Consider the following 21,712-nt stretch of genomic DNA (forward strand, 5'->3'; position numbering starts at 1 on the left):
CATATGTATGCACGAGCAGAAAAGCCAGGCTGAACATCGCTGGTTCAGGCTCGACATCACCCCAATGCGCCGCCGATCGGAGCATGAACACACGACATCAGGAGTCACCGTGGTGACTTCCCGAAGGCCTTCTTGCCAGCGCCGCATCAATTCATCGATGCGGCCTCCCGGTACGACTGCCAGGTACGCCAGTCTCGCCACAGACAGGCGCCCGCTGCAGCAATGACATCCTGGCCTGCGTCATCCAGCGCTCCATGGGTGCGCGAGCGTCCGCCTGGCAGATCAAGCATCGTAGCGGCTGACCGCAAGCTCCCGCAATAAACCAGGGGTGGATGACTGCCAGCACAAGACAAGCTGAGGTGCCGCGATATTCTCCGGCAACGTGTCCATGGCTAAAGTCGCCGGATATCAACAGCGACAGGCAGCGAGAACACGCGCTATGCGTTGGGGCCGATGACGGCGTCGACTGCGGCCTGTCCTGCACCCTCGGCAACAAGGTACGCCTCAGCAAGAGCGAATGGGCCACTATGGAGCTGAGTGGGTGCGCCGATGTTGCCCATCACCCTGACGTTACCGCCGCCCCTGATCTGGAAAAACACGTTGTATTTACCCTCGAAAGCCACGGCCACTCTCGCGTGGATTTCGAATCCACGATACGCGAACACCCGGTACATGGACACCCCTGATCTCCGACGACGATGTGAACCCACGAACTAGCTGAATTTATGTAGACCACGGAATTTGATCGCACCCCGGATGGCGTGTCTGCAATCCGAGAACGCTGCATAAAAGGCAGCATCGGCAGTTTCGAAGGCGGTATCCGTGTTCTTCTTGATTACGCAGCATAGCGAAACTTCCGTCGAGAATTCCTTGTATGTGGCGGGCTGGACGATGTAATACTTCAAGCTGCCCCCATTGGTGGGCCGGCTTTCAACGGTTGCCTTCATTTGCCAACCGTTGAAGGTATCAAGACGTGTTTCCATATGGTCTCCGACCGGCAGTGGGGAAGACCGTCGCCAGATCGAAAGTAATTCCCACAATCATCCTGCGCCCGATTTCCGCACAACGCAAGGAAAACCAGGGAACGGAAATGAGCGAGGCCGTCACGCCAATGACCACTAGTTCTGGCAGCAAATTCGCCGCTCTTTCCTAGCCGTTACCTGAAGACCTATGGACGGATGGTCCGCGCGATGGTCTGCATTACAGATCTCGCAATTGACGATGCGCACGAGCCCGCCCTCGGTCAATTCAGTTCTGGTAACAGTCTGTGCGCCACTCCGCGCTGCCCGTTTCCGGGTATAGTGAGGCGTCCCCTACGGAGTGACCAATATGTCGACACACCCGTTTCTACTCTATAAGGGGTACGAACTTCATCCCCTCGTCTTCCCCCGAACGTTCAGTCGCTTTGACGGGCATTCCCGTTACGCTGAAGGTTATGACATTGCAGTACGGATATGTCGTCCGGGAGCAATAGCAACCTCCACGGCAAGCCGTGTCTTCCGGCTGAACCAACCGCATGCATTCTCCGACTTCGGTGTGGCAAGGCGTGCCGCGAGGCAGCAGGGAAAGGACATCGTCGATGGAAAGGTCAGCGGAGCTTCGGTCATCGACATGTGAAAGGGCGGCTGGCGTGTGGCATCAGCTGATTTGCTCGAGCGGCGAGCCGGTCTCTACTTGATGGCCGCTTTGGCCACCGTTGTTTCAGCCGTGCAGCCGTCGCTGCCGGATCAAATAACTTGACTCCTGCCCCGTTCAGGCGTAGGCTGCGAAGCTGAAGTCTTCAAGAAGTGCGATTGCTGCTCATCATTCACCGCGAAGCGCGGTATTCGTTGTCCTCTCCCTCCTTGATTCTTTTCCGTGCGCTCCATGTGGAGCACACCTATATTCGTTCATATTCAGGAGAATTCCATGGACACCGGTACTGTGAAGTGGTTCAACGACAGCAAGGGTTTTGGCTTTATCACGCCCGATGCAGGCGGCGACGACCTGTTTGCGCATTTCTCTGAAGTTCGCGGCGATGGCTTCAAGACGCTCGCAGAAGGCCAGAAGGTCAGCTACGAAACGAAGCGCGGCCCCAAGGGCATGCAGGCATCCAACATCACCCCGCTGTAAGTCATCTGCGGGGCCGGCGCCATAGCTGGCGTCGCCCCCCTCGTGAAACGGGTCCCATCTGAGTTCGCTTGAAGAGCCAGCCCGTAATGCGGCGGCTTTCGCGGTGAAACCCGTTCACCCAGCTCAAGCGGCCTCCCAGAGCGCGAGGCCCGCTCCAGTATTCTTTCTCCAAGGTTATAGTGCAGATTGCTGTCGCCAGGCATTACCGCGGTTACGCGGTCGGCCCCTCGGCTCACCGTCTTTCCGACGGCTGTTTTTCATCCAACCTCACACTCAACCGCCTCAACACTCGCGAGGAACGAGCGTGTTATGACTTTTACTCGCTCGGGTACTTCACTACCGAGACTGAAGCCTTGCGCTTTTCGGACCTGTGGGCACGTGACTGGATCGACAATCGAGGCTAGTTCCGTATTCGCCAAAACTGACGGCGGATGCCATCCGTTTTTCAGCCCGCTTCAAGGCAGGTTGCCAGACGAGCAGCAAACCGGCTCACCCCAACGCTTCCCTAACCAAAGCGTGCATCCAGCCATTGTTGTGCCCAGCCTTTTGCATAGGCAATGGCATCATCACGCAGGTCAAATCCTGCGAGATCACCGCTTAGGTGGACGTCATATTCGCTTCCATCTGCGCGTCTGCTGCTGATACGCGCGTGCGCCATATATTCCCCGTCGGCACAACGTGGTGTCGGGTCTATCCTGAATTGGGTCGAATCGGAGCGCATGCTTACCTCATCAATTACGTGCGACATCTGTTTACCGCTGACGACTTCTCCATCATGAGCCTCAGGTTGCGCATCTGCTCAACCGGGCCATGATCTGCCCCGCTTCGCAGTCCGACTCAACGCTTGGCATACCGTTTTCACGCAACAGCGCACGAACCGAAAGAAACATCCGGAACGCCTCTGCGTGTACCTCGTGGCGATGCGCGCCCATAAGCCCCTTCAACTCCCCATCGGCGCCAGCCGGAAGAAACTCCGCTATTACATCGAGACCGTTGACTCTGATCCGTTGTAGCAGCTCGTCTCTGTTCATTCCAAAGCTCCAGTGATGCTGTACCCCGCTGCTAAAGCGTGTATCGAAAGTTCCGGCACGGCGGTCGAAATAATCAGGATTTCATATCAAGCACGGTTTCTCCTGGTGAGCATGCATCGATCAGGCGCTCTGCGTAGGCAATCGACGCCCGACGTGCATCACCCGCATTGCTGAACGGCGTGTCGACCACGAGTCCAAATACCCGGCTGCGCAAGCTACCAGCAGGCTCCGATGGCTCCTGCGACGCCTGAATTCGAACGGCTGCATCAAACCCTTCGTCGTAGTTGTGACCGAAGCCTGGTTCCGTCGGGCGATGCGGATAAACCAGCGGATAAATTTCCAGCCCACGGTAGAGACGGAAAGCAGTGGTCATGTTGGTTCTCCTGGCGCCGCGCGCTTCGCGGCCGTATACGGTAAGGACGTGCGCGACCGCACCGGCATCGTGCCGCGCGGTCGCCGTCTTGAGGAGGTCTGCACTGGAGGGAGGCAGCTCGATCCCTGTAGAAGAGGCTGCAGGAGAGGCGCTGGGATCGGTCGCAGGTTGACTGACTTCCCCATGCTACGCCTAATCCGCTATTTGTACAGCGAAAGTTTCGCTACACCGGCTGTGGATATGATTTCTTCCGTATACGTCCGGAGGACGCCAATCAATTCTCCTGAGCAGTTAAGGGCGAAGCGTCACTACTGCGACGTCGACGCAAAAGAGGTGTGAGCATCGCGACTGCAATTGGTCACGCGATGCTGGTTGAAAACAGTTTTACTGTCGCGCCGTGTTGCGAGCGAGCGCGTAGTTGCCACGCCAGGAAGCGGTAGGCACTACGAAGAAGGATGGCAATTCAGTTGCGGCCCATGCAACCCGGTCACGCCGACCCCAGCGGTCATCCACGCCCCCCCCCCAGCTAAAGGACGCCTTGTCCGCCGGACAGCGCCGACACGATTGCCGCAGCATTGGATGACTTTATATCCCGACCTTCTTATCGGTTTTTGAACCCGAAAAAATCAGCATCGCTAAAGAACTTCATTTGAATTACTTCGTCGCTCCGTATTTCCGGGATGCCGATTTTTTCTCCTGTTGCATCTACTGTTTCTCGTACAGCACTCCGACCCAGGATAGATACGCTCTCAAGTATGGAGACCATGCTCGCAGCACCCGCGAGGAACTCATCGTCATCTCCCGTGCGCGCTATCGCCACGAAACGGCCCCCAGTGCTCTCGGCTCTATCGCTTTGGCCCTTTCATCCATTCCGACTCCATCGCCGCATTCCGCTCCTCATCAGCCTCGATGGGGTCCATCGCCTCGTCAACCGACGCCGTTGCGCGTTCGGCGGCTGCATTCATTTCGTCTGCCGCCGCGCCAACATCGCCGTTGTCGTAACCCGGCGGCTGCAGCATATCCCTGAGCATCGCACTCAGTTCCGGCGTGTCCCACGGCAACCCGTGCTGCGTACGGACCTTGATATAGTGCCGCACTTCGGCATCCTGCTCCGACGTAAGCGGTAGCCCTCGGAACGTGGTTTGGGGGTCAGAGTCTGTCACGGCCATCTCCTGTTTCCGTCACACTTCCAGTGTAGCCCCGTTGCGGTCAGGATAGTTCTGAGGTGCTATTGGTCTAGCCATGCGAGCGCGTCCTGCAGGAACTCGCGAATCACCTCGATAGGAGACGCTACCGGGTCCGGCTTTCCTGGCAGCGCGTTCCACAGAGAGCCTCCGCCGGCACCGGCCGCACCGCAGCGATCGGCATCACAACTGGACTGCCAGAGGTGGCGTCGGAAATTCGGAGAGGTCGATAAGTGAAACCGCTGGAACCTGAGCTGGTCAGAGATCCAGCGCAGATGGCCGTCTTCGGTTACAATAAGAACTTCATTCGCCCTGTACGTGGCACAACACGATCTCAGTTGGCTCGTAGCGAATCCTCCTCCGACTGATCGCCCTCTGAGGCCGGCGATAACAGTATCCGTTGGACGTATCCCTATCCCGATCGGACCGGCATGGCTGGCTCCCGCGTCTGACTCATCCACTTGTCGCAAGACTCGCCGCCCAAACCGGGCGACGGCCATGACACCCGCGGTGCGAGGCCTCATCCGCCCGCGCGCTGCTCACCATTGCGCGGTGAGCGCCTGTGAACACTCGTAGCTTGCTTCTCGACGAGGCATCGCGCATTGATGTCTGGCAAATTAACCAGGACCCTTGAATGGCAAAAGAAGAACTGCTGGAACTCGACGGTATCGTTGAGGAAGTGCTTCCGGACAGCCGCTACCGCGTCACGCTCGACAATGGCGTCGTCGTGGGTGCGTACGCGTCCGGACGTATCCGCAAGAATCACATCCGCATCCTTGCCGGGGACAGGGTCACGCTGGAACTCTCGGTGTACGACCTCACGAAAGGAAGAATCAATTTTCGGCACAAAGACGAGCGCAGCGGCGGCGCAACGCAAAGGGCCGCGTTTCGCCGTCGTTGACCTGTCGGACGAGGATGTAGGCTGCGGCCCGGCCTCCGGCATCGCGCCAGGCGCATGGCCGTCGTCGACTGGCCTCACGCGCTTCGCGACCGGGATGAGAATCAGAGAGCTTTAGCTGTACAAGGGCGACAATCGGCGTAGCATTAACTCGTCAATCGCTCTACGGCCGTTCCCGGTGCCTCCCCAGTCGCCTTTCCAGCGGGATTCGGGCCGTTTACTTTCTTCGCAGACCGAACAGCGGCGGCCACCCGTGTAGAGACTGGATTCAGTCGCTCGCGCCCCCCCCCAATCCGCCGCGTACTGATGCGGCAGCAAAGGCAATCCATGACAACAGGTTTCCGTCTCTACCGTGGGCTCGAAATTTACCCGCTGGTCTATCCGCATCGCGCCACCGGGGCGAGGGGCGGCCGCAACTACGAAGAAGGTTTCGATGCTGCCGTGCGTATTCAGGAGCCGGAAAGTTCAGAAGGGACGTCGCGCAGCCGCGTATTCAGGCTTGTCGAGAGAACACCCTTCCAGAACGCCGGTGACGCACGCCGGGCGTCGACTGCATATGCAGTACGCCTCATCGACACCTGTCCAGAGAACACGACAGTGCTCGATCTGCAGCCGTGATTCGCGGTCCCTTGAGCACCGCGCCGCACTGGCAAACGTTCACAGTGAGGCATGCGGCAAGACAGGAGGCATACGAGAAAGCAATGCACTTTAATTCAACGCGGTTCCTCATTGACCCCACCCCACGTCGCGCCGACGGCGAGTATATGGCCCATGCCCGTATCAGCTGCAGTCGTGCTGACGGCGGAGAATATGACGTTCATCTGAGTGGCGATCTGGCGAGCTTCGAAGTACGCGACGACGCGATTGCCTACGCGAAGAACTGGGCACGGGAGTGGCTGGACGGGCGATTTGGCTGAGGAAGCCCGCGGCCATACGGCTTCACTCATGTGAAGAAAACACCTCGTGACGTGCCACCGCTGCGCCGGCTTCGACCGAAAGGCGACTCGCGCACTGCCACGACCGTTTGCACGATTTACAGCACAAACTCACATCCAGGAAAAGAAATTGACTACTGTAATCCCCAAGCTGAATGAACCCCTGGAAGTCGCGTTGCGCCGCTTCCGCCGTTCGATTGAGAGCACCGGCCTGATAAAGGAACTGCGCGCCAGGATGGCTTATGAAACACCGACAGCAGAGCGCAAGAGAAAAAAAGCTGCGGCTGTGGCTCGACTGCGCAAACAGATCAAGCGGTCATTGCCGCCCAGAAAGCTGTACTAAACCAGGCTGCCGTGACGCACAGACATGACTGGAAAACGTGCGCACTAATGGATGAGCTTACTGTCCGCAATGGATGCCCAAATTGATGCAGTCAGAGGGCGGACAGTAACCGGAGCTGATGCTCGCTTTCAGCCCCTTGAACTAGTGCGTAGGCCCGCATGTCGATGCGCTCGAGGATCGAAACAGATTCCAGTTCCGAGAAGTCGTTCCACGCGTCGTCCGCGATTGAGGTCGGCGCGCTGCGGGCTCTCGCGAACGATCGCAGGAGAAGGCTTGCCTCGCGGCGCAGGACGTGGCGGTGAGCGTTCAGAACATAGGGCGCACAACCGGCACGTAAAACGAGGTAGTACGGAATCGCGTCGCGATCGCTTTGCATGGAGGCCATACGAGCTCGGAAGAATGGGGGCGCTCAGTTTCGCGCGCCGCTGCCAGGCGGCACGCGTTGCCATGCCGAAGTCGGAGAGCACGTGCGGTTGGTTCGGCCTGGAAACACGGCTTGCGGCGGAGGATGCTATGGCTCCAGGGCAAGATTGGTGTGCCTCAATGTCATACCCTTCGGCGTAATGGAATGTCGGTCAAAACGACTGCACGTGCGGGCGAAGACAAGGGGATAAAGCTCTACCCCTCGTAGAGAAGAAGCGGGTGTGTCGACATTTTACTCACTCCACGCGGGACGACTCACTATACCCTGAAACGATCGGCGTAGGGGACACGCAGACTACCGCCAGAATCGAATTCACTGAGCGGTATCGACCTGCCCCAACGGTTAGTTCGGGCGCTGTGTTGTGTACGTTCAGCAGGCACAAGCGCATCTCCGGCTAGTGAGCGCATACCGACGTCAAGCACGAAGCTTGCTCGCGGGGCCAGCGCATTTTTCAGCGCTCACGAAAGGGCCTTAATTTTGCAGCGTTACCGGGATGATCCCGCAGCACGCAGTTGCCCGAGACGGGCTGCCTTCGCTGCCTCCGGGTTCCCGGCGTCCGCTCCAACGTCGTCACCGTCCGGAACCATCGCCGCACACGAATGGTTCCGCTTCGTTTTCTTCGGATTCCATACGAATTTCCATCTGGCGTGGCGGGCAGCGAAATGGGAAGAACCGACTCGCCGTCACGGTCGCGTGCTCCGCGCGTGTGCGAGCATTCACCCCGCATGCGGACATTGCATACAAGGCGGCCGCACGAAGCGCCTCGGCGGCGGCGTCAAACGGAAATGCCTTGACTTTTATCGCGCTCTCGGGTATCGTGCGCTACTGAAATCTTCAAGAAGCGCGGTTGCTGCTCATCATTCACCGCACACTGCGGTACTCGTTGTCCTCTCCCCTCCTTGATCCTTTTTCCCCGCGTTCTTCGGGAGCGCACCTTTATCTCTGTTCATAATCAGGAGAATTCCATGGACACCGGTACCGTAAAGTGGTTTAACGACAGCAAGGGTTTTGGCTTTATCACGCCTGACGCGGGTGGCGACGATCTGTTCGCGCATTTCTCGGAAATTCGCGGCGATGGCTTCAAGACCCTCGCAGAAGGCCAGAAGGTCAGCTACGAAACGAAGCGCGGCCCCAAGGGCATGCAGGCATCCAACATCACCCCGCTGTAAGTCATCTGTGCATGTGCCGCCACGACGGCGGCACTGCCGACTCTCTCCCGTAACGGGGCCCACTGGTCACCGGTGCCAGGTGGCAAAACCACCTGCTGCCCGCCGACGATCGCCTACATGCCGTTTTGCCGGCCTCTTCAGGCGAGTGACCAGTTCCTTATCCCCGATCTGCAGCAAGCTGGACTCGCCCGAGAGTGGCAGGACTCCCCGCAAAAAAGGGTCAGTCACAAGCGTGCTTCTACTCTACGGCGCGCGTCTCAGTGTAGCCCCCCTGTATATTTGCTCACCGTGAACTCTGCCGAAACCTGGCGGTGCGTTTCGCCTATGGCGATAGCAGCATTGCGTGCTGTACGAGGCTCCCAGTCGATACCGACAGCATCTTCGGCCCGACCATTCCGAGGCAAGAGAAACATGTGCAGACCAGTCGTGTAGCAATCGTGGTCTGGAAGCCGCCTATTGACCTCGTTGACAAACTCCTCAGGGCTTATAACGGGCTTTCGCATAGCACACCTCCTTATGACCTGCCCCATCGTAGCATGTCAGCCTCACGTGAATTTCCAAACCACGTTGAGAGAAAACTCGATCCATGATGGTCCCGAGAGCATGGCAGGGCATCCGGCCAGCTAACCTTCTGCACATGATGCGGAGTTCGACATGCTCGATCGCCTGTCTGCAGATATCAAGCGCAGCGCGCAATGACGCTTTGGCGCCGGCCGGGCAGCCTGTCTCGCAGACGCCCCATCTCACGCACTTCGCCATTTCCTTAAACTTCGCGCTGGGGATGGCCTGGGAGCGCGGCCACCAATGCCATCCGAGCTTGTTCATTCCCGCGGCACCACGCATACCAGCCCGACCAAGAGGATGAAGCGGCATTTCATAGTCCAGCGCCGGATAAGCCGGATCGCCACCCAGACCCGCAACGCCGAGGAATTTGTCGACGCGATTGTAGTAGGGCTCTAGATCGGCGTAGCTGATCGGCCAATCACAACATCTCATTCGTCGTAAGGTGTAGACATCTAACTTTCTCGCACGGGAGGATTCAACTGCCTTTGGTGCTGGCAGTTTCGTGCGAGACAAACGCATATGCAAATACCGAATTAGCGATACTGGTATGCCCGTCCGGCATAGCTCACGAATCCCCTGCGCAAGGGCGATTATCACATCCAACGGCGGTGTGCTGACTAGCGCTCGGCGCAATTGTAATCAGGGAAAACGCTTATGTTACCAAACCAACGGTCGCAGTGTACCGAGGAGCACCACTTGCATTTATCGGGTTTATACCGATTGATACCACAAATACGGAGTTTTTGAACTGACCGCCCGGCGGCAAACTCGAAGCCTTTCCAGACAATATGCCAGCCGCCTCGCCGGCTCGACCTCGACGCCGTTCAGACGTTCGGCCGGCTGCCAACCCCGGCAGCTTCACGCATGCGGCCGAGGTGCGGTATACGGCTCGCCGCTATCCCGCGGCTTATACGAGAGTGCGTACAACGGAAAAATAGGGATATCGAATCGGACTACTTATGATATTCAGCAGTCGTTCGATTAGCGCGCAGGGGTGCCATGATGTCTTAGGCATCAAGACGATGGCGCTGGCAACCCCACCGCGAATGTAAGTTGAATCTGCAACTCAACTGCGTCGATCCAAACAGCATCCCAATCCTCGAAACCTGGCGCCTGCGACATTGTAAACACAGCAGGGGTCCAGGCGGGTAGGATGCGGGTTGTTGTAGTGCTTGCCAGTTCACGCTCCATCTCCGATTTTCTGAAGACGGACGACCTTCACAGTTTTGTGAATTCCAGACAGGGGCTACAGAGCATGGGCACGATGTACTCGATTCCTGACAGTTCCCGATTCTCCCTCGTTCTCATCAAGCCGACCCATTACGACGATGACGGCTACCCGATCCAGTGGCTCCGCTCCGTCATGCCCTCCAATACACTCGCTTGTATGTATGCGCTCGCTGATGACGCGCGAGAGCGAAAGCTGCTGGGCCCTGGCGTGCATTTTGAGGTCGAGACATACGATGAAACCAACCAGCGGGTGTGGCCAGAGCGCATCATTCGTGACCTGAAGACAAAGGGTGGGAGATCGATGATTGGTCTGGTCGGTGTCCAGTCGAACCAGTATCCGCGCGCACTCGACCTCGCCCGCCAGTTCCGTGCCGCAGGCTTGCCGGTTGCGATTGGTGGCTTCCACGTTTCTGGCTGCATCTCCATGCTGCCCGAGATGCCCGCTGAGCTTAAGGAGGCTCAAGCAATGGGTGTGGCGCTCTTCGCTGGGGAGGCCGAGGAACGGCGTCTTGATGAAGTCCTTCTCGATGCGTGGAATGGCGCAATGAAGCCCCTGTACAACTTCATGGACACGTTACCCACGCTCGAAGGCGCTCCCCAGCCCTTCTTGCCGCGCAAGCATATCGAACGCACGGCCGGCACCTATACCTCGGTTGACCTTGGTCGTGGCTGCCCGTATCAGTGCTCGTTTTGTACCATCATCAACGTGCAGGGTCACAAGAGCCGCTTTCGCACCCCCGACGATCTCGAGAAAATCATCCGCGAGAACGCAACGCAGGGCATCGACCGGTTCTTCGTTACGGATGACAATTTCGCCCGCAACCACGACTGGGAGGTCCTTCTCGACCGCGTCATCGAACTTCGGGAAAAGGAAGGCATTCACTGCGGCTTCACGATCCAGGTCGACACGCTCTGTCACAAGATTCCAGGCTTTATCGAAAAAGCAACGCGCGCGGGTGTGCGTCGCGTGTTCATCGGGCTCGAGAATATCAATCCCGAGAATCTGATCGCGGCGAAGAAGCGGCAGAACAAGATTACCGAATACCGCGCCATGCTGCAGAAGTGGCGCACCCACGGCGCGATTACCTACGCTGGCTATATCATCGGCTTCCCGGCGGACACGAAAGAATCGATCCTGCGCGACATCGATATCATCAAGCGTGAATTGCCAATCGACATTCTCGAATTCTTCATGCTCACCCCGCTTCCGGGCTCAGAGGATCATCAGACGATGATAAGGAACGCTGAGTGGATGGATCCGGACATCAACAAATACGACACCAACCACCGGGTCACGCACCACCCGAAAATGTCGGACGCTGAATGGGAAGAAGCGTATCGGTGCGCCTGGAGCACGTTCTATTCGTATGAGCACATCCGCACGATCGTCAAGCGGGCAGCGCAGATCCCGAACGGCCGACCGAAGACGATCATGCGAACAATCGCCTGGTTCAGACTGATGATCGAACACGAGGGTGTGCATCCGCTCGAAGGGGGAGCCCTGCGGATGAAACACCGCCGCGACCGCCGTTGGGGGCTACCGGTCGAATCGCCGCTTCGCTTCTATCCGCGCTACTGGAGTGAGACCGCTGTCAAGGCGATAAAATATCTGCGCTTCTACCTCAGGACAGAGGCTATCCTCAGGGAAGTCATAAAGGCACCGGAGCGATCCGCCTACACGGATATTGCCATCACGCCGCTGCAGGAAGAGGAGTTCGAGCAGCTGGGACTCTTTCACGCCACAAGCGGCGGCGAGGCAGCGCTGGCTGTCCACCACCGGCGTATTGCCATCCGGTCATCGGGCCCGTCTACAGCGTGATATCGTCGACACACATCGGCGGGCGCGGTGTCAAGTGAGCAAGCCATACCCTCGGCTGCGAGCAGCCGACTTCGCTTTTACTGACCGAATGCAGTCGCCGGGCGCACGGTCTCACCATCCCAGTCTGCCAGCACGACCGATGCGCCCGACAAAGCAAACGCCCTGGCCGTCGCGAGACCAAGCCCGGAGCCCGCACCCGTGACGAGTGCGACCTTGTTCTCAAAAGATATATTCACAATCAGCTCTCTCCACGTGTACGGATACGGTCCTGAGCGAGGCTACGCGCCGCTTGCGCGGCGATTGCTCATGGCGCACGGAGAAGCGGCTCCGTGCGCCGGAACCACGCTGATGCGCGTGCTGCCCGATCAACCGTCTACGCGTCGGCCTTCGATGGGATAGTTCGGATCCGTATAACCAGGCGTCGATGCATGGCCTGGAGAAACCAGACTGTCGACAAACTTTTCGTCGTCCGGTCCCAGTTGCAGCGACAGCGCCTCGACGTAACTGTCCCAATGCGCTTGCGTGCGTGGCCCCGCGATGGCGGAACTCACAAGCGTGTTCCTGAGTACCCACGCAATGGCGAACGCAATGGAGGTGGTTCCTCGCTCAGCGGCATACGCCGCGACTTTCTGTGCGATGGCGAGGGATTCCGGGCGCCATTCGGTCTGCTGAATACGTTTGTCACCGCGCGCAACACGGGAGTCGGCAGGCGGTGCGCCGTCGAGTGCATATTTGCCGGTCAGTACACCTCGCGCGAGCGGGCTGTAGGGCACGACGCCAATGCCATAGTGCCCGGCAGCAGGCATCAGTTCGACTTCGGCCGTGCGGTCGACCATGTTGTAAACCGGTTCGATTGCAACGGGACGATCAATGCCGAGCTGATCGCTCAGGCGCACGATCTCCGCAATACGCCAGGCGCGGAAGTTGGACAGGCCGAAGTAACGCACCTTGCCCTGGCGAATGAGGTCGCCGATTGCCCGAACCCCTTCTTCGAGCGGCGCGTCAACAAGGGAGCGGTGAAAGTAGAGAACGTCGATGTAGTCAGTGCCGAGACGCTTCAGGCTGGCGTCGACCGTCTGGAAAATCCACTTGCGTGACTGCCCCTGTTCGTTCGGACGCGCCATTGCCGACGCGGGGTAGCCAAACTTGGTTGCGACGATCCAGTCGTCCCTTCGTTGCGCGATGGCCCGACCGACGATTTCTTCAGACCGGCCTGCGTGATAGACATCGGCGGTGTCGAGAAAATTGACGCCCTGGTCGAAAGCCTTGTCGATGATCCGGCGCGAGGTCGCTTCGTCCGTTTCGCCCCCAAACATCATTGCACCCAGGCAGAGGGACGACACCTTGAGGGCGCTGCGCCCCAGATACCGATAGTCCATTCTCAACATCTCCATGCAGGCTGGGCCCGCGGTTAGCCAGAACATTCACGCCGGAAAGGGCGCGTCAGCCGGCGCTTCGATCGCCGTCCGCATCGAGGATGATAGGTCGATGGTATCTAGTGATAAAGCCAGTAAAACGGCAAACTCCCATGAACTGAATTCATGAATCGCGTGTCAGTCCCTGGACTTTTCTTCACGATAGCGGATCGCATCGATGATCACGGTCATCGCTCGCGAGAATTCGCGTCGGGTCGCATAGCAGGCGTGCAACCCCGGAAAGGTGGGGCACCAGTCTTCCAGAACCTTCACGAGGCGACCTGCTTCGACATGCGGCTGGGCGAGGTCTGCCGGAACGTAAGCCAGGCCATATCCCGACAACGCGGCAGCCAGCATCGGGTAGGTCCCGTTGAAAGCGAGTTGTCCGTCCACGCGCACCTGCACTTCTCGGCGGCCTTTCTTTAACTCCCATGCGTAAAAGCCGCCCAGCGTCGGCAAACGCAGATTGATGCAGTTGTGCGCAGTCAGATCCTGGGGCTTTTTGGGACTCGCACGCGTCTTCATGTACTCCGGCGCCCCGACGATTGCCATGCGCATTTCGGGCGCCAGACGGACTGCGATCATGTCTCTCGCTACCTGGTCGCCGTGGCGAACGCCGATGTCGTATCGATCCGCCACGATATCGGAGAGGCCATAGTCGGTGATGATCTCCACTTTGAGGTCTGGATATTTATGCAAGACGGGCGCTAACCGGGGCCATAGGACCGTCTCGGTCGCGTAATCGGTGGCCGTGATGCGGATCGTGCCCGCCGGCTTGTCCCGAAACTCTGTCACAGCCGCCAGTTCGGAATCGATCTCTTCAAAGCGGGGTGTGATGACCCGAATGAGGCGTTCGCCTGCTTCCGTTGGCGCGACACTGCGCGTGGTTCGGGTCAGTAGCCGCATGCCGAGCCGGGTTTCGAGTGCGCGAATCGTATGGCTCAAGGCCGATTGCGATACGCCAAGTTGAGCGGCAGCACGCGTGAAGCTGCGCTCGCGCGCGACGGCAATCAGAGCAAGCAGGTCGTTGTAGCTTTCGCGACGCATTGATGAGCTCGTTTCATAGGTGTTTGCTGATTCTAGCGCCTAGTCGATGATGAGGGGTACGTTAGATTTCCGATGCGGCGCATCGCCGGGCCACCCTGTGGCCCTGCTGCGATCGGATGTCAAAGCACAGCGCCTATTCTCAGTTCGAAAGGAAAACTGGTGTGGAAAGTCTGGATCACGCGTCCTCCGTCAACCTTCTCGCCGGAATGGACACCGTTTCACCTGCCCTTGAGCGCTATACGAACGATGTGGTGCTGGGCAATCTGTGGAAACGTCCGCAACTCTGCGCACGGGATCGCAGCATCGTCACGCTGTCAGTATTGATTGCGCGCAATCAGAGCACAGAGTTACCGTTCTATCTCGATCTCGCCCTCGACAGCGGCCTCCAGCCAAGCGAGATTTCGGAAATCATCACGCATCTCGCCTTTTACTCCGGGTGGCCCACAGCGACCGCGGCCGTGAAGGTAACGAGCGCCGTTTTCGAGAGACGTGGGATGACGGTGACGCAACTCCCGCCTGCGGCGGTTGAGCTTCTGCCAGTCGACAAGGCGGCAGAGGCCCAGCACGAAAGCACGGGGCCACAACGCCCTGTGCCTCCCTATGCAGGTAGCCAAAGACAACCTGGACGCGGTCATGCACGCCCTGACACTGACCGGAAATGTCGACGGCCTGCTTGTCACAATGCCGCACAAATTCTCGGCATTCAGTTACTGCGCGACCAGCTCGGATACTGCAAGGTTGCAAGATAGATCTCGCCATCGGATGTCAGGCTGAGGCTTCGTGTCGAGCGAGCGAACAGGGAGGATGCGGCATGAATTCCGCCAATGTGTTTGCGAATGGGGAATTCTGCACGTCAAGGTCCCGGTTGGACATGTTGATTGTCTTCGATGAGTGCGCTTTGCGGACGACGGCACTGCGAGGTGATCATCGCGGTGCCTACGACCGAGGGCAAGCAAAGCGCCTAACCACGAGCCCCGCTTACCGCGTAAGTCGATACGAATACAAGTCGCACTGTGTCACCCGGGCGCACATGCTCCATGTCCACGCCCTTTGCAACCTCGACCGTCACGGGCTGGTACGGGCCGCGCAGTTTGAGCCGGCGGTCCTTCAGGTTGACGTCCTGGACCGTCGCCTCGACTTCGACCTGGTGCGCAACTTCATAGCCGTTCGTCTGCGGCACGAGAACGCCGGTGTCGACACGCTTGCGAATCCCGCTCGGCGACCCATCCAGCTTCTGCATGTCTACGGCCACCGCATCCTTGTATTGCATGTCGATCTTGTCACCCGCGGCCACGGGCCTACCGGCCCGCTGCGACATGACGAGCGGCATCTGCACCAGGTTGCCCATTGGCCCCCCCACCGTCATGGTGTTCCCGGCGCGATCGACCGAGAGAACCTCAGCACGGATCGCAATGGCGGGGGACTGCGCAACGACCTGGCGGGTCGAAGCGCTCAGCGTGTCGTGAGCCCCAGCCGTTGCCGCAACGGTCATACCGATCAACAGTGTGGCTGCAAAAGTGGAAATCTTCATTTTGAACTCCTAAAATATATTCGATTGAATGCCCGCCTGTTCTGGCGTGACAATACGCGTCTACCGGCCAGTGAAACCCATCAGTTGGTGGTGGGCGCCTCGCAGCTAAAGGTAATCTCCCGCTTGTCTGCTTCGGGTTTCGAATCGACCGTGGCAGGCTGGAGAGACGACAGCTCGCGCACATTCTGGTCACCGCAGATCTTCTCTGCCTGCTTCATGCACGTCTTGCTACTTTCAAAAAGTCCCTGGCATTGCACTCGATAGATTTGCGTGCCACCTTGCAACTTGATGGTGTCGGTGTTGTGCGTCGGACCCGACGCTGTCGAGCAACCCGCGGCCATCGTCATGCACGCGGCAACAAGAAGGATTCGGATATTCATCATTTTCTCGCTAACATTGTTTGGTGCCGGACCATGCCACGGCATCTCTGATCGTTTGGTATTCGTCGCCTGGCGTTCTCGTTATCCGCCTTGCGCGAATACGAACCGGAACACTGCGTTCAAACATCTGCCTACCACTGATACGACGCACCTACACCCACCGTGGTGCCGCCAGAACTCAATCCCGCGCCCACGCGCACCTTCACGTTCTGCTTCACGCGCGCGGTGGCGCCGATCGCCGTGGCCTGGTATCCCTTGTAGTTCGCCGTTCCAATTCCAACCGCAATCGTCTTGCCGAGATCGACGTCGGGAATCATCGAAAGCGCGGTTGCTGCGGCTACGCCGGAATAAGCATTGCGTGCAACGTCGTTGATCGTCGATCGCATGCCGCCGATTTGCTGGTCCGTGTACTGCTGCGCCTGCGTGGATGCCGCGTTGAGTTGATTCAGGTTCACGGCGTCGGTGCCTTGCGTGCCCGCGGCGACGTTGGTGATCTGCCGTTCACTGCCGACATCACCGACCGACACCGTGTTTGCGCGATTCGCGACCGAGCCCGCGCCGAGTGCGACTGAATTGTCCGCATTGGCCGTAGCGTTCGCGCCCATCGCCGTGGAGTGTGCCCCCCTGGCGCTCGCCGCCTCGGTTTGCCGGTTGCCGTTCGCGGTAAACATCGGGTTCGATGCGCTCACCATCGAATTGTTGATGACGCTTAGCGCGCTGTTCAGCTGGTCCACGTTCACGGCATCCGTGCCGTCACTGCCTGCCGCTACGTTGTGAATTCGTGTGCCGCCCGACCCGCCGTTGAGCGTGACAGTGCTGTAGTCGGTCGAGCCGTCGGGATTTGTGCCGTAAGTGACCGCAGTGTTCGTGGTCCCGTCGCCGTTCACGAGGCCAGCATTCTTCAGTTGCGAGACGTTGACGGCATCGGTGTCCGCCGTACCAGCGGCGACGTTGGTGATTTGCCGTTCGCTTCCCGCCGCGCCAACCGAAACCGTGTTGTCGCGGTTCGCCGTTGACCCGGCGCCTAGCGCGACGGCATTATCCGCACTCGCCGTTGCGTTCGTGCCGAGCGCCATCGAACCCGCGCCGCTCGCGTTCGCCGCGCCACCCACAGCAACCGAATTCGCGCCGATCGCCTGCGAGTCCGGCAGCGATGAGTTCGCATGAAAGTACTTGATTCCGCCGCCCGTATTGATGTTGTTGATCGTACTGTTGATTGCGTACAGCTGTGAGCCGTTCACGGCGTCCTTGCTGTTCTCGCTCACATCGCCGTCCGCAACGTTCGTGATCTTCCGGCCGGCGGCGTCGATACCGCTGGTCGTCATGCCTGGACCACCGTTGATGGCGACGCCGTCGTTGTTGATGACCGTGTTGCCTGTCGTCACCGAGTTGAATGACGGGTCGGAGGAAACGTCGATCTTCAGGCTCTTCGTCTGCGGATCGTAGCTCGCGGTCGTGTTGCTGCCGTCAACCACACTAAGCGTGTCGCCAGGAGCGATGTTGTCTGACGGGCCCCGATTGGCGCGGATGTTCCAGCCCGCGTTCGCCACGGTATTCACCGCGTCCAGTTGCGATTTGTTCACCGCGTCGCTGCCGTCGGTTCCGTCGGCGACGCCGGTGATCTTGCCGGTGCCGCCTTCGTTGATGGTGACCGTGCCGAACTTTGGCGAATCCGCCATCTGCAGTTGCATATCGCCATTGGCATCGACCACGGTATTGAGGTTGCCGCCCGAGTACGTGCCAGCGGTCGATGCCGCTCCGATGATGTTCATGGTTTCGCCGAGCTTGCGCGGCGTCGAGCCGGTATTGCCCGCGAACGTAATCGGCTGGGAGGTCGCTGCGTTCAATTGCTCGACGTTGACCGCGTCGGTCGGGTCGCTGCCATCGGCAACGTTAGTGATCCTGTTGCTGCCCGTCGTGCCATGGCGCGCGCTATAAGCACCTGAGCCATTGTTCGCGGCAGGGTCCCACATCAATGCATCGCTGGCGACATTCTTGATCGAACCGTCGAGCAGTTCGAGCGCCTGGTTGGTTGCGTAGAGTTGTGAGCCGTTCACGGCATCGGTGCTCGTCTGGCTCAATCGTCCAGCGGCCACGTTCGTGACGGTGCGCTCACTGCCCGCAGCGCCCACGCTGACCGTGCTACTGGGGTTGGCACCCGCGAAACTATAGGTGTTACCGGCGATGGTCGCGCCCGGGGTCCTCACAGCTTCGGCTGTGACCGAACCCGCGCCTAGCGCGACACTCTGCGCCTGGCTCGCGCTTGCACCGGCGCCGATCGCGACGGCCGATGCGGCGCTCGCGGTCCCGCCGGTTCCCACCGCGATCGAATCGGTGCCCGACGCCACCGTTGGCACGCTTCCACCGCCAATCGCCAGCGAGCGCGCACCCGAAGTACCGTTCAATGTCGCAGTACTGCCGATGCGCATGCTGTCGGCCACCGCACCGGTTTGACCGCCACCCACGCCGAGATTGCCGCCATTGACGTACAACTCGCCACCGAGCGACAGCGACGTGCTTGCCGCCGTCGCACCGGCAACTGTGTCGCTATAAAACAGTGCGCGATTGGTTTGCGACGCTTTGTCTCCCGAAAGGCAAAGCGCATTCGAAACGATGTTGCGAAGCTTGCTGTTCGTGCCGAACGACGTCGTCGTGCCGTTTACCGTCGTTCCAGTCGGCAGGTTGTATTGTTCATCCGTGATGAGCGTGCAGCCGTTGTCGTTGCCATCGTTGATGAAGATGCCCGCACCGGCGAATGCGTTCTGCGTGAGAAATGGTGAAGCGGCCAGCACGAGCGAAGCGACCACACCGCCGAACGACACGTTTCGAAGGGCGCTTGTCTTGCTGCCGCGTTGTCCGCATCCTTTCCCGTTTGCCTTCGATGATTCGCTCGCCGCCACGAAACCGTTGAGTTTTCTGCTCCATACCAGTCGATAGATCTTGTTCACGACGCTTGCTCCGATGAAATATCTAGCGGCATTGAACATCTAGCTTGTCCGTCCAACACCTTGCGACGACGGAGTGCGATTTGATATGGATTACTAACTACATAATTCAGTACCGGGATCAGGAAGCCCGCTCAACTCGTACGTCCATCACTGCGACCGAACGCCACACTTGCGCAGTGCAAATCGCTCGTTCGATCCTTGAGATAGAGGATCGCACCGCAGGCGTCTAACTGAAATTGGGCGAAGGCTGCAATGGGTCGCAGAAAATGCTTAAGCGCGCGGATCGAGCCGCGCATAGCGATGACGTGGTGATGAGTCGAGACGTGACGCCCTCGTCCCTGCGGGCAAATGCTTTAGCACCAGGGCTGGATCACACGACCGAGCGACAGCGGGGCGCCCGCAGGGGCGCCGGTCGAACTCCTTGGCTTGCGCTACAGTGTCATGCGGCGGGAACTAGCAGGCTCATCGTGACGCGCGGACCACCATGTTTCCAATCGTCCATCGTCAGCGAACCGTGCATGAGTTCAACGTATCGCCGGCAAAGCAGCCACGCGAGCTGGCTTCCCGCCTCGCCGAGCGCCCCGTTATGTTGCGGCACATCACCGCCGGCTGCCTGGCTGATCTCGACAGTCAGACGACGCGTGTCGGGCGACCAGTCCTGCACGTCAATGGCGACATCAATCCTGCCGCCCGTACCCGCGACCACCTGGCGTCCGAGAAGCAGATGAAATACTCTGGAAAATCGCTCCCGATCGAGCAACACGGACTTGTCTGCGTCCGGCGTGGTAGCCAGCTTCAGCACGCAGCCACGTGCGTGAGCGGCAGGCTGCGCGGCGTTTACGACCTCCCGAACGGCGAACTCCGGCGACATCTCGCTGAAAACGAGTACGCGCGAGCCATACTGGAGTGCGAGCAGGTCCTTGACGGCGAGCGCGATCCGCTCCAGCCGTTCGCCAACAAACTCGGCCCGTTTGTCGAGCTCGGGGTTCTTGTGCTTCTCTTCGAGGTCAAGCGCGCTGCGCAATTCCCTCAAAAGCGCACTGGCCGGGGTCAACTCGTCGCAAAGCGCTTCGAGCAGATGTCCTATGCTATTCGCCAATGCCTCCGCGCTATCGCGTTGCAGCGCCAGCAGGCTGACGAGATCTTCGCGCCCGGTCAGGTCGATCGACCCGCATACCATGCCAAGCAACTCGCCCCGCCCGTTCCGATACGGCGTCATCCAGATGTGAGTGGATACCTGCTTGCCGTTCCGCACCCACTTCCGGTCCCCGCTGACGGGTCTGCCCTCAGCGAGATAGGTCCGGTACCGCGCGTCCAGATCGCGCCCCACCACTGCATCGAAACTCGTGAGGTCGGAAAAGTGCGTGCCAATCGCCGTTGCGAGTGTCATGTGATGCATATCCAGGAAAGCCTGGTTGCACGACACAAGGCGCCCCTCCGTGTCGCGCAGGTGAAGCGGAAGCGGCGTCCCGTCCAGCATCTTGCGCAGGAGCGTCGCTTCCCGCTCGGAAAGATCAGGTGGCTGTGCTGCGCCAATGCCGGACGCTTCATTTTCGCCCACAAGACCATAGCGTCGCGCCAGCTGCGCCAGATCGATGATCGAGCGCACATCGAGCTTTCTGCTCAGGCGGCTTCGATGCGCGCTCACGGTCTTGTGGCTCAGCGCGAGCTCCTCGGCAATCTGGCTGTTGCCCATTCCGCGCGCGAGATAAGCCATGACGGTCAGTTCGCGCTCCGTCAATACCGCAAGGGGATTCGAATTCCCCTCAGGCTTACGCCTGCCGCCCACCAGAATTTCACGGCTCGGAAAATAGCGATGGCCGCTGAGAATGGCGGTCACGGCCCTCCGAAGCTCGTCAACGTTCTCATGGCGACCGACGAACCCATCTATGCCGGCGTCATAACATGCTTGAACAAGCAACTTGGCATCCGCATCGCCATAGAGCAGCGTCCGAGTCCTCTTTTTTGGACCAATCGCGCCGAGACGCCGCATGAAGTCGGGCGCATTGAACATGGGTAGATCGGTCGAAATCATGACGAGTTCGGGCATCACGTCACGCACGAAAAGGAGTGCCTTGCGTCCCGTATCCGCCTCGCCCACCACCTCGTGCCCCGCCGCGCGCACGATATCAGCGAGCGCACTCAGCTCGACAGGCCGACCGCTTGCGATAACGACTCTTGCCATGCTTCATCCTCCGTGGACGGTACGGCGCACTTCGGGCATCCTGGAAGCGCCACCTGGCAGAAGTCACGGTGGCGTGTCGACATATTAGCGAAACAATGCTGTCGAGACCGTTTCACCGTACTGA

General features: G+C 59.3%; 24 protein-coding genes and 1 pseudogene. 11 read left to right on the forward strand and 14 right to left on the reverse strand.

The features are described 5' to 3' along the window. Window positions 1–437: 437 nt before the first annotated feature. Together VMJ11_RS01180 and VMJ11_RS01185 are read right to left on the reverse strand one after the other, a co-directional pair. Complete coding sequence (locus tag VMJ11_RS01180) at window positions 438–674, reverse strand: hypothetical protein (protein WP_325616079.1); 237 nt, start codon at window positions 672–674, stop codon at window positions 438–440. Window positions 675–713: 39 nt separating this feature from the next. Further along, entirely contained in the window at window positions 714–983 is a 270-nt protein-coding gene (locus VMJ11_RS01185) for a hypothetical protein (RefSeq protein ID WP_325616081.1), read from the reverse strand. A gap of 346 nt (window positions 984–1,329) precedes the next feature. Here VMJ11_RS01185 and VMJ11_RS01190 point away from each other — a divergent pair, with 346 nt between their 5' ends. The 3 genes from VMJ11_RS01190 (at window position 1,330) to VMJ11_RS01200 (ending at window position 2,516) form a co-directional block, all read left to right on the forward strand. Continuing rightward, window positions 1,330–1,617, forward strand: a complete 288-nt coding sequence (locus tag VMJ11_RS01190) for a hypothetical protein (protein ID WP_325616083.1) — start codon at window positions 1,330–1,332, stop codon at window positions 1,615–1,617. A gap of 291 nt (window positions 1,618–1,908) precedes the next feature. Then, entirely contained in the window at window positions 1,909–2,112 is a 204-nt protein-coding gene (locus VMJ11_RS01195; RefSeq protein WP_325616084.1) for a cold-shock protein, read from the forward strand. A gap of 179 nt (window positions 2,113–2,291) precedes the next feature. Beyond that, a complete protein-coding gene (locus VMJ11_RS01200) occupies window positions 2,292–2,516 on the forward strand; it encodes a hypothetical protein (protein WP_325616087.1) in 225 nt (74 codons plus the stop codon). Window positions 2,517–2,617: 101 nt separating this feature from the next. Here VMJ11_RS01200 and VMJ11_RS01205 read toward each other — a convergent pair whose 3' ends face one another. From VMJ11_RS01205 to VMJ11_RS01220, 4 genes are all read right to left on the reverse strand, one after another. Further along, entirely contained in the window at window positions 2,618–2,833 is a 216-nt protein-coding gene (locus tag VMJ11_RS01205) for a hypothetical protein (protein ID WP_325616089.1), read from the reverse strand. A 61-nt stretch (window positions 2,834–2,894) separates the two neighbouring features. Beyond that, the gene (locus tag VMJ11_RS01210; RefSeq protein ID WP_325616092.1) at window positions 2,895–3,143 is read right to left on the reverse strand and encodes a hypothetical protein; all 249 of its coding nucleotides are present in this window, start codon (window positions 3,141–3,143) and stop codon (window positions 2,895–2,897) included. 73 nt (window positions 3,144–3,216) lie between these two features. Beyond that, window positions 3,217–3,516, reverse strand: a complete 300-nt coding sequence (locus tag VMJ11_RS01215) for a hypothetical protein (RefSeq protein WP_325616094.1) — start codon at window positions 3,514–3,516, stop codon at window positions 3,217–3,219. An 845-nt stretch (window positions 3,517–4,361) separates the two neighbouring features. After that, window positions 4,362–4,679, reverse strand: coding sequence for a hypothetical protein (locus VMJ11_RS01220; RefSeq protein WP_325616097.1), 318 nt, complete (start codon window positions 4,677–4,679; stop codon window positions 4,362–4,364). A 655-nt stretch (window positions 4,680–5,334) separates the two neighbouring features. Between VMJ11_RS01220 and infA the strand changes: the two genes are divergently transcribed. The 4 genes from infA to rpsU all read left to right on the forward strand — a co-directional run bounded on the left by infA (window position 5,335) and on the right by rpsU (window position 6,876). Next, a complete protein-coding gene (gene infA / locus VMJ11_RS01225) occupies window positions 5,335–5,601 on the forward strand; it encodes a translation initiation factor IF-1 (protein ID WP_325616100.1) in 267 nt (88 codons plus the stop codon). Between the two features lie 324 nt (window positions 5,602–5,925). Further along, window positions 5,926–6,216 carry a hypothetical protein gene (locus VMJ11_RS01230; protein ID WP_325616102.1) on the forward strand — a complete coding sequence of 97 codons (291 nt, stop codon included), beginning with the start codon at window positions 5,926–5,928 and terminating at the stop codon, window positions 6,214–6,216. An 83-nt stretch (window positions 6,217–6,299) separates the two neighbouring features. Then, entirely contained in the window at window positions 6,300–6,515 is a 216-nt protein-coding gene (locus tag VMJ11_RS01235; RefSeq protein WP_325616105.1) for a hypothetical protein, read from the forward strand. A 148-nt stretch (window positions 6,516–6,663) separates the two neighbouring features. Beyond that, on the forward strand, window positions 6,664–6,876 hold the full coding sequence (gene rpsU, locus VMJ11_RS01240; protein WP_325616106.1) for a 30S ribosomal protein S21: 213 nt from the start codon (window positions 6,664–6,666) through the stop codon (window positions 6,874–6,876). Between the two features lie 91 nt (window positions 6,877–6,967). On the opposite strand, the gene VMJ11_RS01245 is transcribed toward rpsU, so the two are convergent. Next, window positions 6,968–7,252, reverse strand: a complete 285-nt coding sequence (locus VMJ11_RS01245) for a hypothetical protein (RefSeq protein WP_325616142.1) — start codon at window positions 7,250–7,252, stop codon at window positions 6,968–6,970. A gap of 1,013 nt (window positions 7,253–8,265) precedes the next feature. Between VMJ11_RS01245 and VMJ11_RS01250 the strand changes: the two genes are divergently transcribed. Together VMJ11_RS01250 and VMJ11_RS01255 are read left to right on the forward strand one after the other, a co-directional pair. Continuing rightward, on the forward strand, window positions 8,266–8,469 hold the full coding sequence (locus VMJ11_RS01250) for a cold-shock protein (protein ID WP_028207638.1): 204 nt from the start codon (window positions 8,266–8,268) through the stop codon (window positions 8,467–8,469). 1,819 nt (window positions 8,470–10,288) lie between these two features. Next, entirely contained in the window at window positions 10,289–12,082 is a 1,794-nt protein-coding gene (locus tag VMJ11_RS01255; protein WP_325616110.1) for a radical SAM protein, read from the forward strand. 77 nt (window positions 12,083–12,159) lie between these two features. Here VMJ11_RS01255 and VMJ11_RS01260 read toward each other — a convergent pair whose 3' ends face one another. From VMJ11_RS01260 to VMJ11_RS01270, 3 genes are all read right to left on the reverse strand, one after another. Further along, window positions 12,160–12,318 (reverse strand): SDR family NAD(P)-dependent oxidoreductase, encoded by a 159-nt coding sequence (locus VMJ11_RS01260; protein WP_414694264.1) that lies wholly within the window; start codon window positions 12,316–12,318, stop codon window positions 12,160–12,162. Window positions 12,319–12,447: 129 nt separating this feature from the next. Next, entirely contained in the window at window positions 12,448–13,461 is a 1,014-nt protein-coding gene (locus VMJ11_RS01265) for an aldo/keto reductase (RefSeq protein ID WP_325616112.1), read from the reverse strand. 174 nt (window positions 13,462–13,635) lie between these two features. Then, entirely contained in the window at window positions 13,636–14,544 is a 909-nt protein-coding gene (locus tag VMJ11_RS01270) for a LysR family transcriptional regulator (RefSeq protein ID WP_325616114.1), read from the reverse strand. Between the two features lie 206 nt (window positions 14,545–14,750). On the opposite strand from VMJ11_RS01270, the pseudogene VMJ11_RS34380 reads away from it, so the two are divergent. Next, a pseudogene (locus VMJ11_RS34380) lies at window positions 14,751–15,002 on the forward strand (carboxymuconolactone decarboxylase family protein); the annotation flags it as partial. Between the two features lie 142 nt (window positions 15,003–15,144). After that, window positions 15,145–15,318 carry a hypothetical protein gene (locus VMJ11_RS34385; RefSeq protein ID WP_414694265.1) on the forward strand — a complete coding sequence of 58 codons (174 nt, stop codon included), beginning with the start codon at window positions 15,145–15,147 and terminating at the stop codon, window positions 15,316–15,318. Window positions 15,319–15,505: 187 nt separating this feature from the next. Here the strand turns inward: VMJ11_RS34385 and VMJ11_RS01280 are convergent, their stop codons facing one another. The 4 genes from VMJ11_RS01280 to VMJ11_RS01295 form a co-directional block, all read right to left on the reverse strand. Continuing rightward, complete coding sequence (locus VMJ11_RS01280) at window positions 15,506–16,075, reverse strand: hypothetical protein (protein ID WP_325616118.1); 570 nt, start codon at window positions 16,073–16,075, stop codon at window positions 15,506–15,508. 80 nt (window positions 16,076–16,155) lie between these two features. After that, complete coding sequence (locus VMJ11_RS01285; protein ID WP_325616120.1) at window positions 16,156–16,500, reverse strand: hypothetical protein; 345 nt, start codon at window positions 16,498–16,500, stop codon at window positions 16,156–16,158. A gap of 86 nt (window positions 16,501–16,586) precedes the next feature. Then, a complete protein-coding gene (locus VMJ11_RS01290) occupies window positions 16,587–19,403 on the reverse strand; it encodes a YadA-like family protein (RefSeq protein WP_325616122.1) in 2,817 nt (938 codons plus the stop codon). Window positions 19,404–19,842: 439 nt separating this feature from the next. Further along, entirely contained in the window at window positions 19,843–21,588 is a 1,746-nt protein-coding gene (locus tag VMJ11_RS01295; RefSeq protein ID WP_325616125.1) for a LuxR C-terminal-related transcriptional regulator, read from the reverse strand. Window positions 21,589–21,712 lie beyond the last annotated feature (124 nt).

Source organism: Paraburkholderia sp., from assembly GCF_035501035.1.
Classification (GTDB): domain Bacteria; phylum Pseudomonadota; class Gammaproteobacteria; order Burkholderiales; family Burkholderiaceae; genus Paraburkholderia.

Excerpts from the sequence above, each read along its gene's own strand:
- VMJ11_RS01270 (WP_325616114.1), bottom strand. The coding sequence starts at position 14,544 with ATGCGTCGCGAAAGCTACAACGACCTGCTTGCTCTGATTGCCGTCGCG.
- VMJ11_RS01295 (WP_325616125.1), bottom strand. The coding sequence starts at position 21,588 with ATGGCAAGAGTCGTTATCGCAAGCGGTCGGCCTGTCGAGCTGAGTGCG.
- VMJ11_RS01245 (WP_325616142.1), bottom strand. The coding sequence starts at position 7,252 with ATGCAAAGCGATCGCGACGCGATTCCGTACTACCTCGTTTTACGTGCC.
- VMJ11_RS01285 (WP_325616120.1), bottom strand. The coding sequence starts at position 16,500 with ATGCCGTGGCATGGTCCGGCACCAAACAATGTTAGCGAGAAAATGATG.
- VMJ11_RS01235 (WP_325616105.1), top strand. The coding sequence starts at position 6,300 with ATGCACTTTAATTCAACGCGGTTCCTCATTGACCCCACCCCACGTCGC.
- VMJ11_RS01250 (WP_028207638.1), top strand. The coding sequence starts at position 8,266 with ATGGACACCGGTACCGTAAAGTGGTTTAACGACAGCAAGGGTTTTGGC.
- VMJ11_RS01190 (WP_325616083.1), top strand. The coding sequence starts at position 1,330 with ATGTCGACACACCCGTTTCTACTCTATAAGGGGTACGAACTTCATCCC.
- VMJ11_RS34385 (WP_414694265.1), top strand. The coding sequence starts at position 15,145 with ATGCAGGTAGCCAAAGACAACCTGGACGCGGTCATGCACGCCCTGACA.
- VMJ11_RS01230 (WP_325616102.1), top strand. The coding sequence starts at position 5,926 with ATGACAACAGGTTTCCGTCTCTACCGTGGGCTCGAAATTTACCCGCTG.
- VMJ11_RS01180 (WP_325616079.1), bottom strand. The coding sequence starts at position 674 with ATGTACCGGGTGTTCGCGTATCGTGGATTCGAAATCCACGCGAGAGTG.
- VMJ11_RS01280 (WP_325616118.1), bottom strand. The coding sequence starts at position 16,075 with ATGAAGATTTCCACTTTTGCAGCCACACTGTTGATCGGTATGACCGTT.
- VMJ11_RS01210 (WP_325616092.1), bottom strand. The coding sequence starts at position 3,143 with ATGAACAGAGACGAGCTGCTACAACGGATCAGAGTCAACGGTCTCGAT.
- VMJ11_RS01215 (WP_325616094.1), bottom strand. The coding sequence starts at position 3,516 with ATGACCACTGCTTTCCGTCTCTACCGTGGGCTGGAAATTTATCCGCTG.
- infA (WP_325616100.1), top strand. The coding sequence starts at position 5,335 with ATGGCAAAAGAAGAACTGCTGGAACTCGACGGTATCGTTGAGGAAGTG.
- VMJ11_RS01255 (WP_325616110.1), top strand. The coding sequence starts at position 10,289 with ATGGGCACGATGTACTCGATTCCTGACAGTTCCCGATTCTCCCTCGTT.
- VMJ11_RS01205 (WP_325616089.1), bottom strand. The coding sequence starts at position 2,833 with ATGCGCTCCGATTCGACCCAATTCAGGATAGACCCGACACCACGTTGT.
- VMJ11_RS01185 (WP_325616081.1), bottom strand. The coding sequence starts at position 983 with ATGGAAACACGTCTTGATACCTTCAACGGTTGGCAAATGAAGGCAACC.
- VMJ11_RS01195 (WP_325616084.1), top strand. The coding sequence starts at position 1,909 with ATGGACACCGGTACTGTGAAGTGGTTCAACGACAGCAAGGGTTTTGGC.
- VMJ11_RS01265 (WP_325616112.1), bottom strand. The coding sequence starts at position 13,461 with ATGGACTATCGGTATCTGGGGCGCAGCGCCCTCAAGGTGTCGTCCCTC.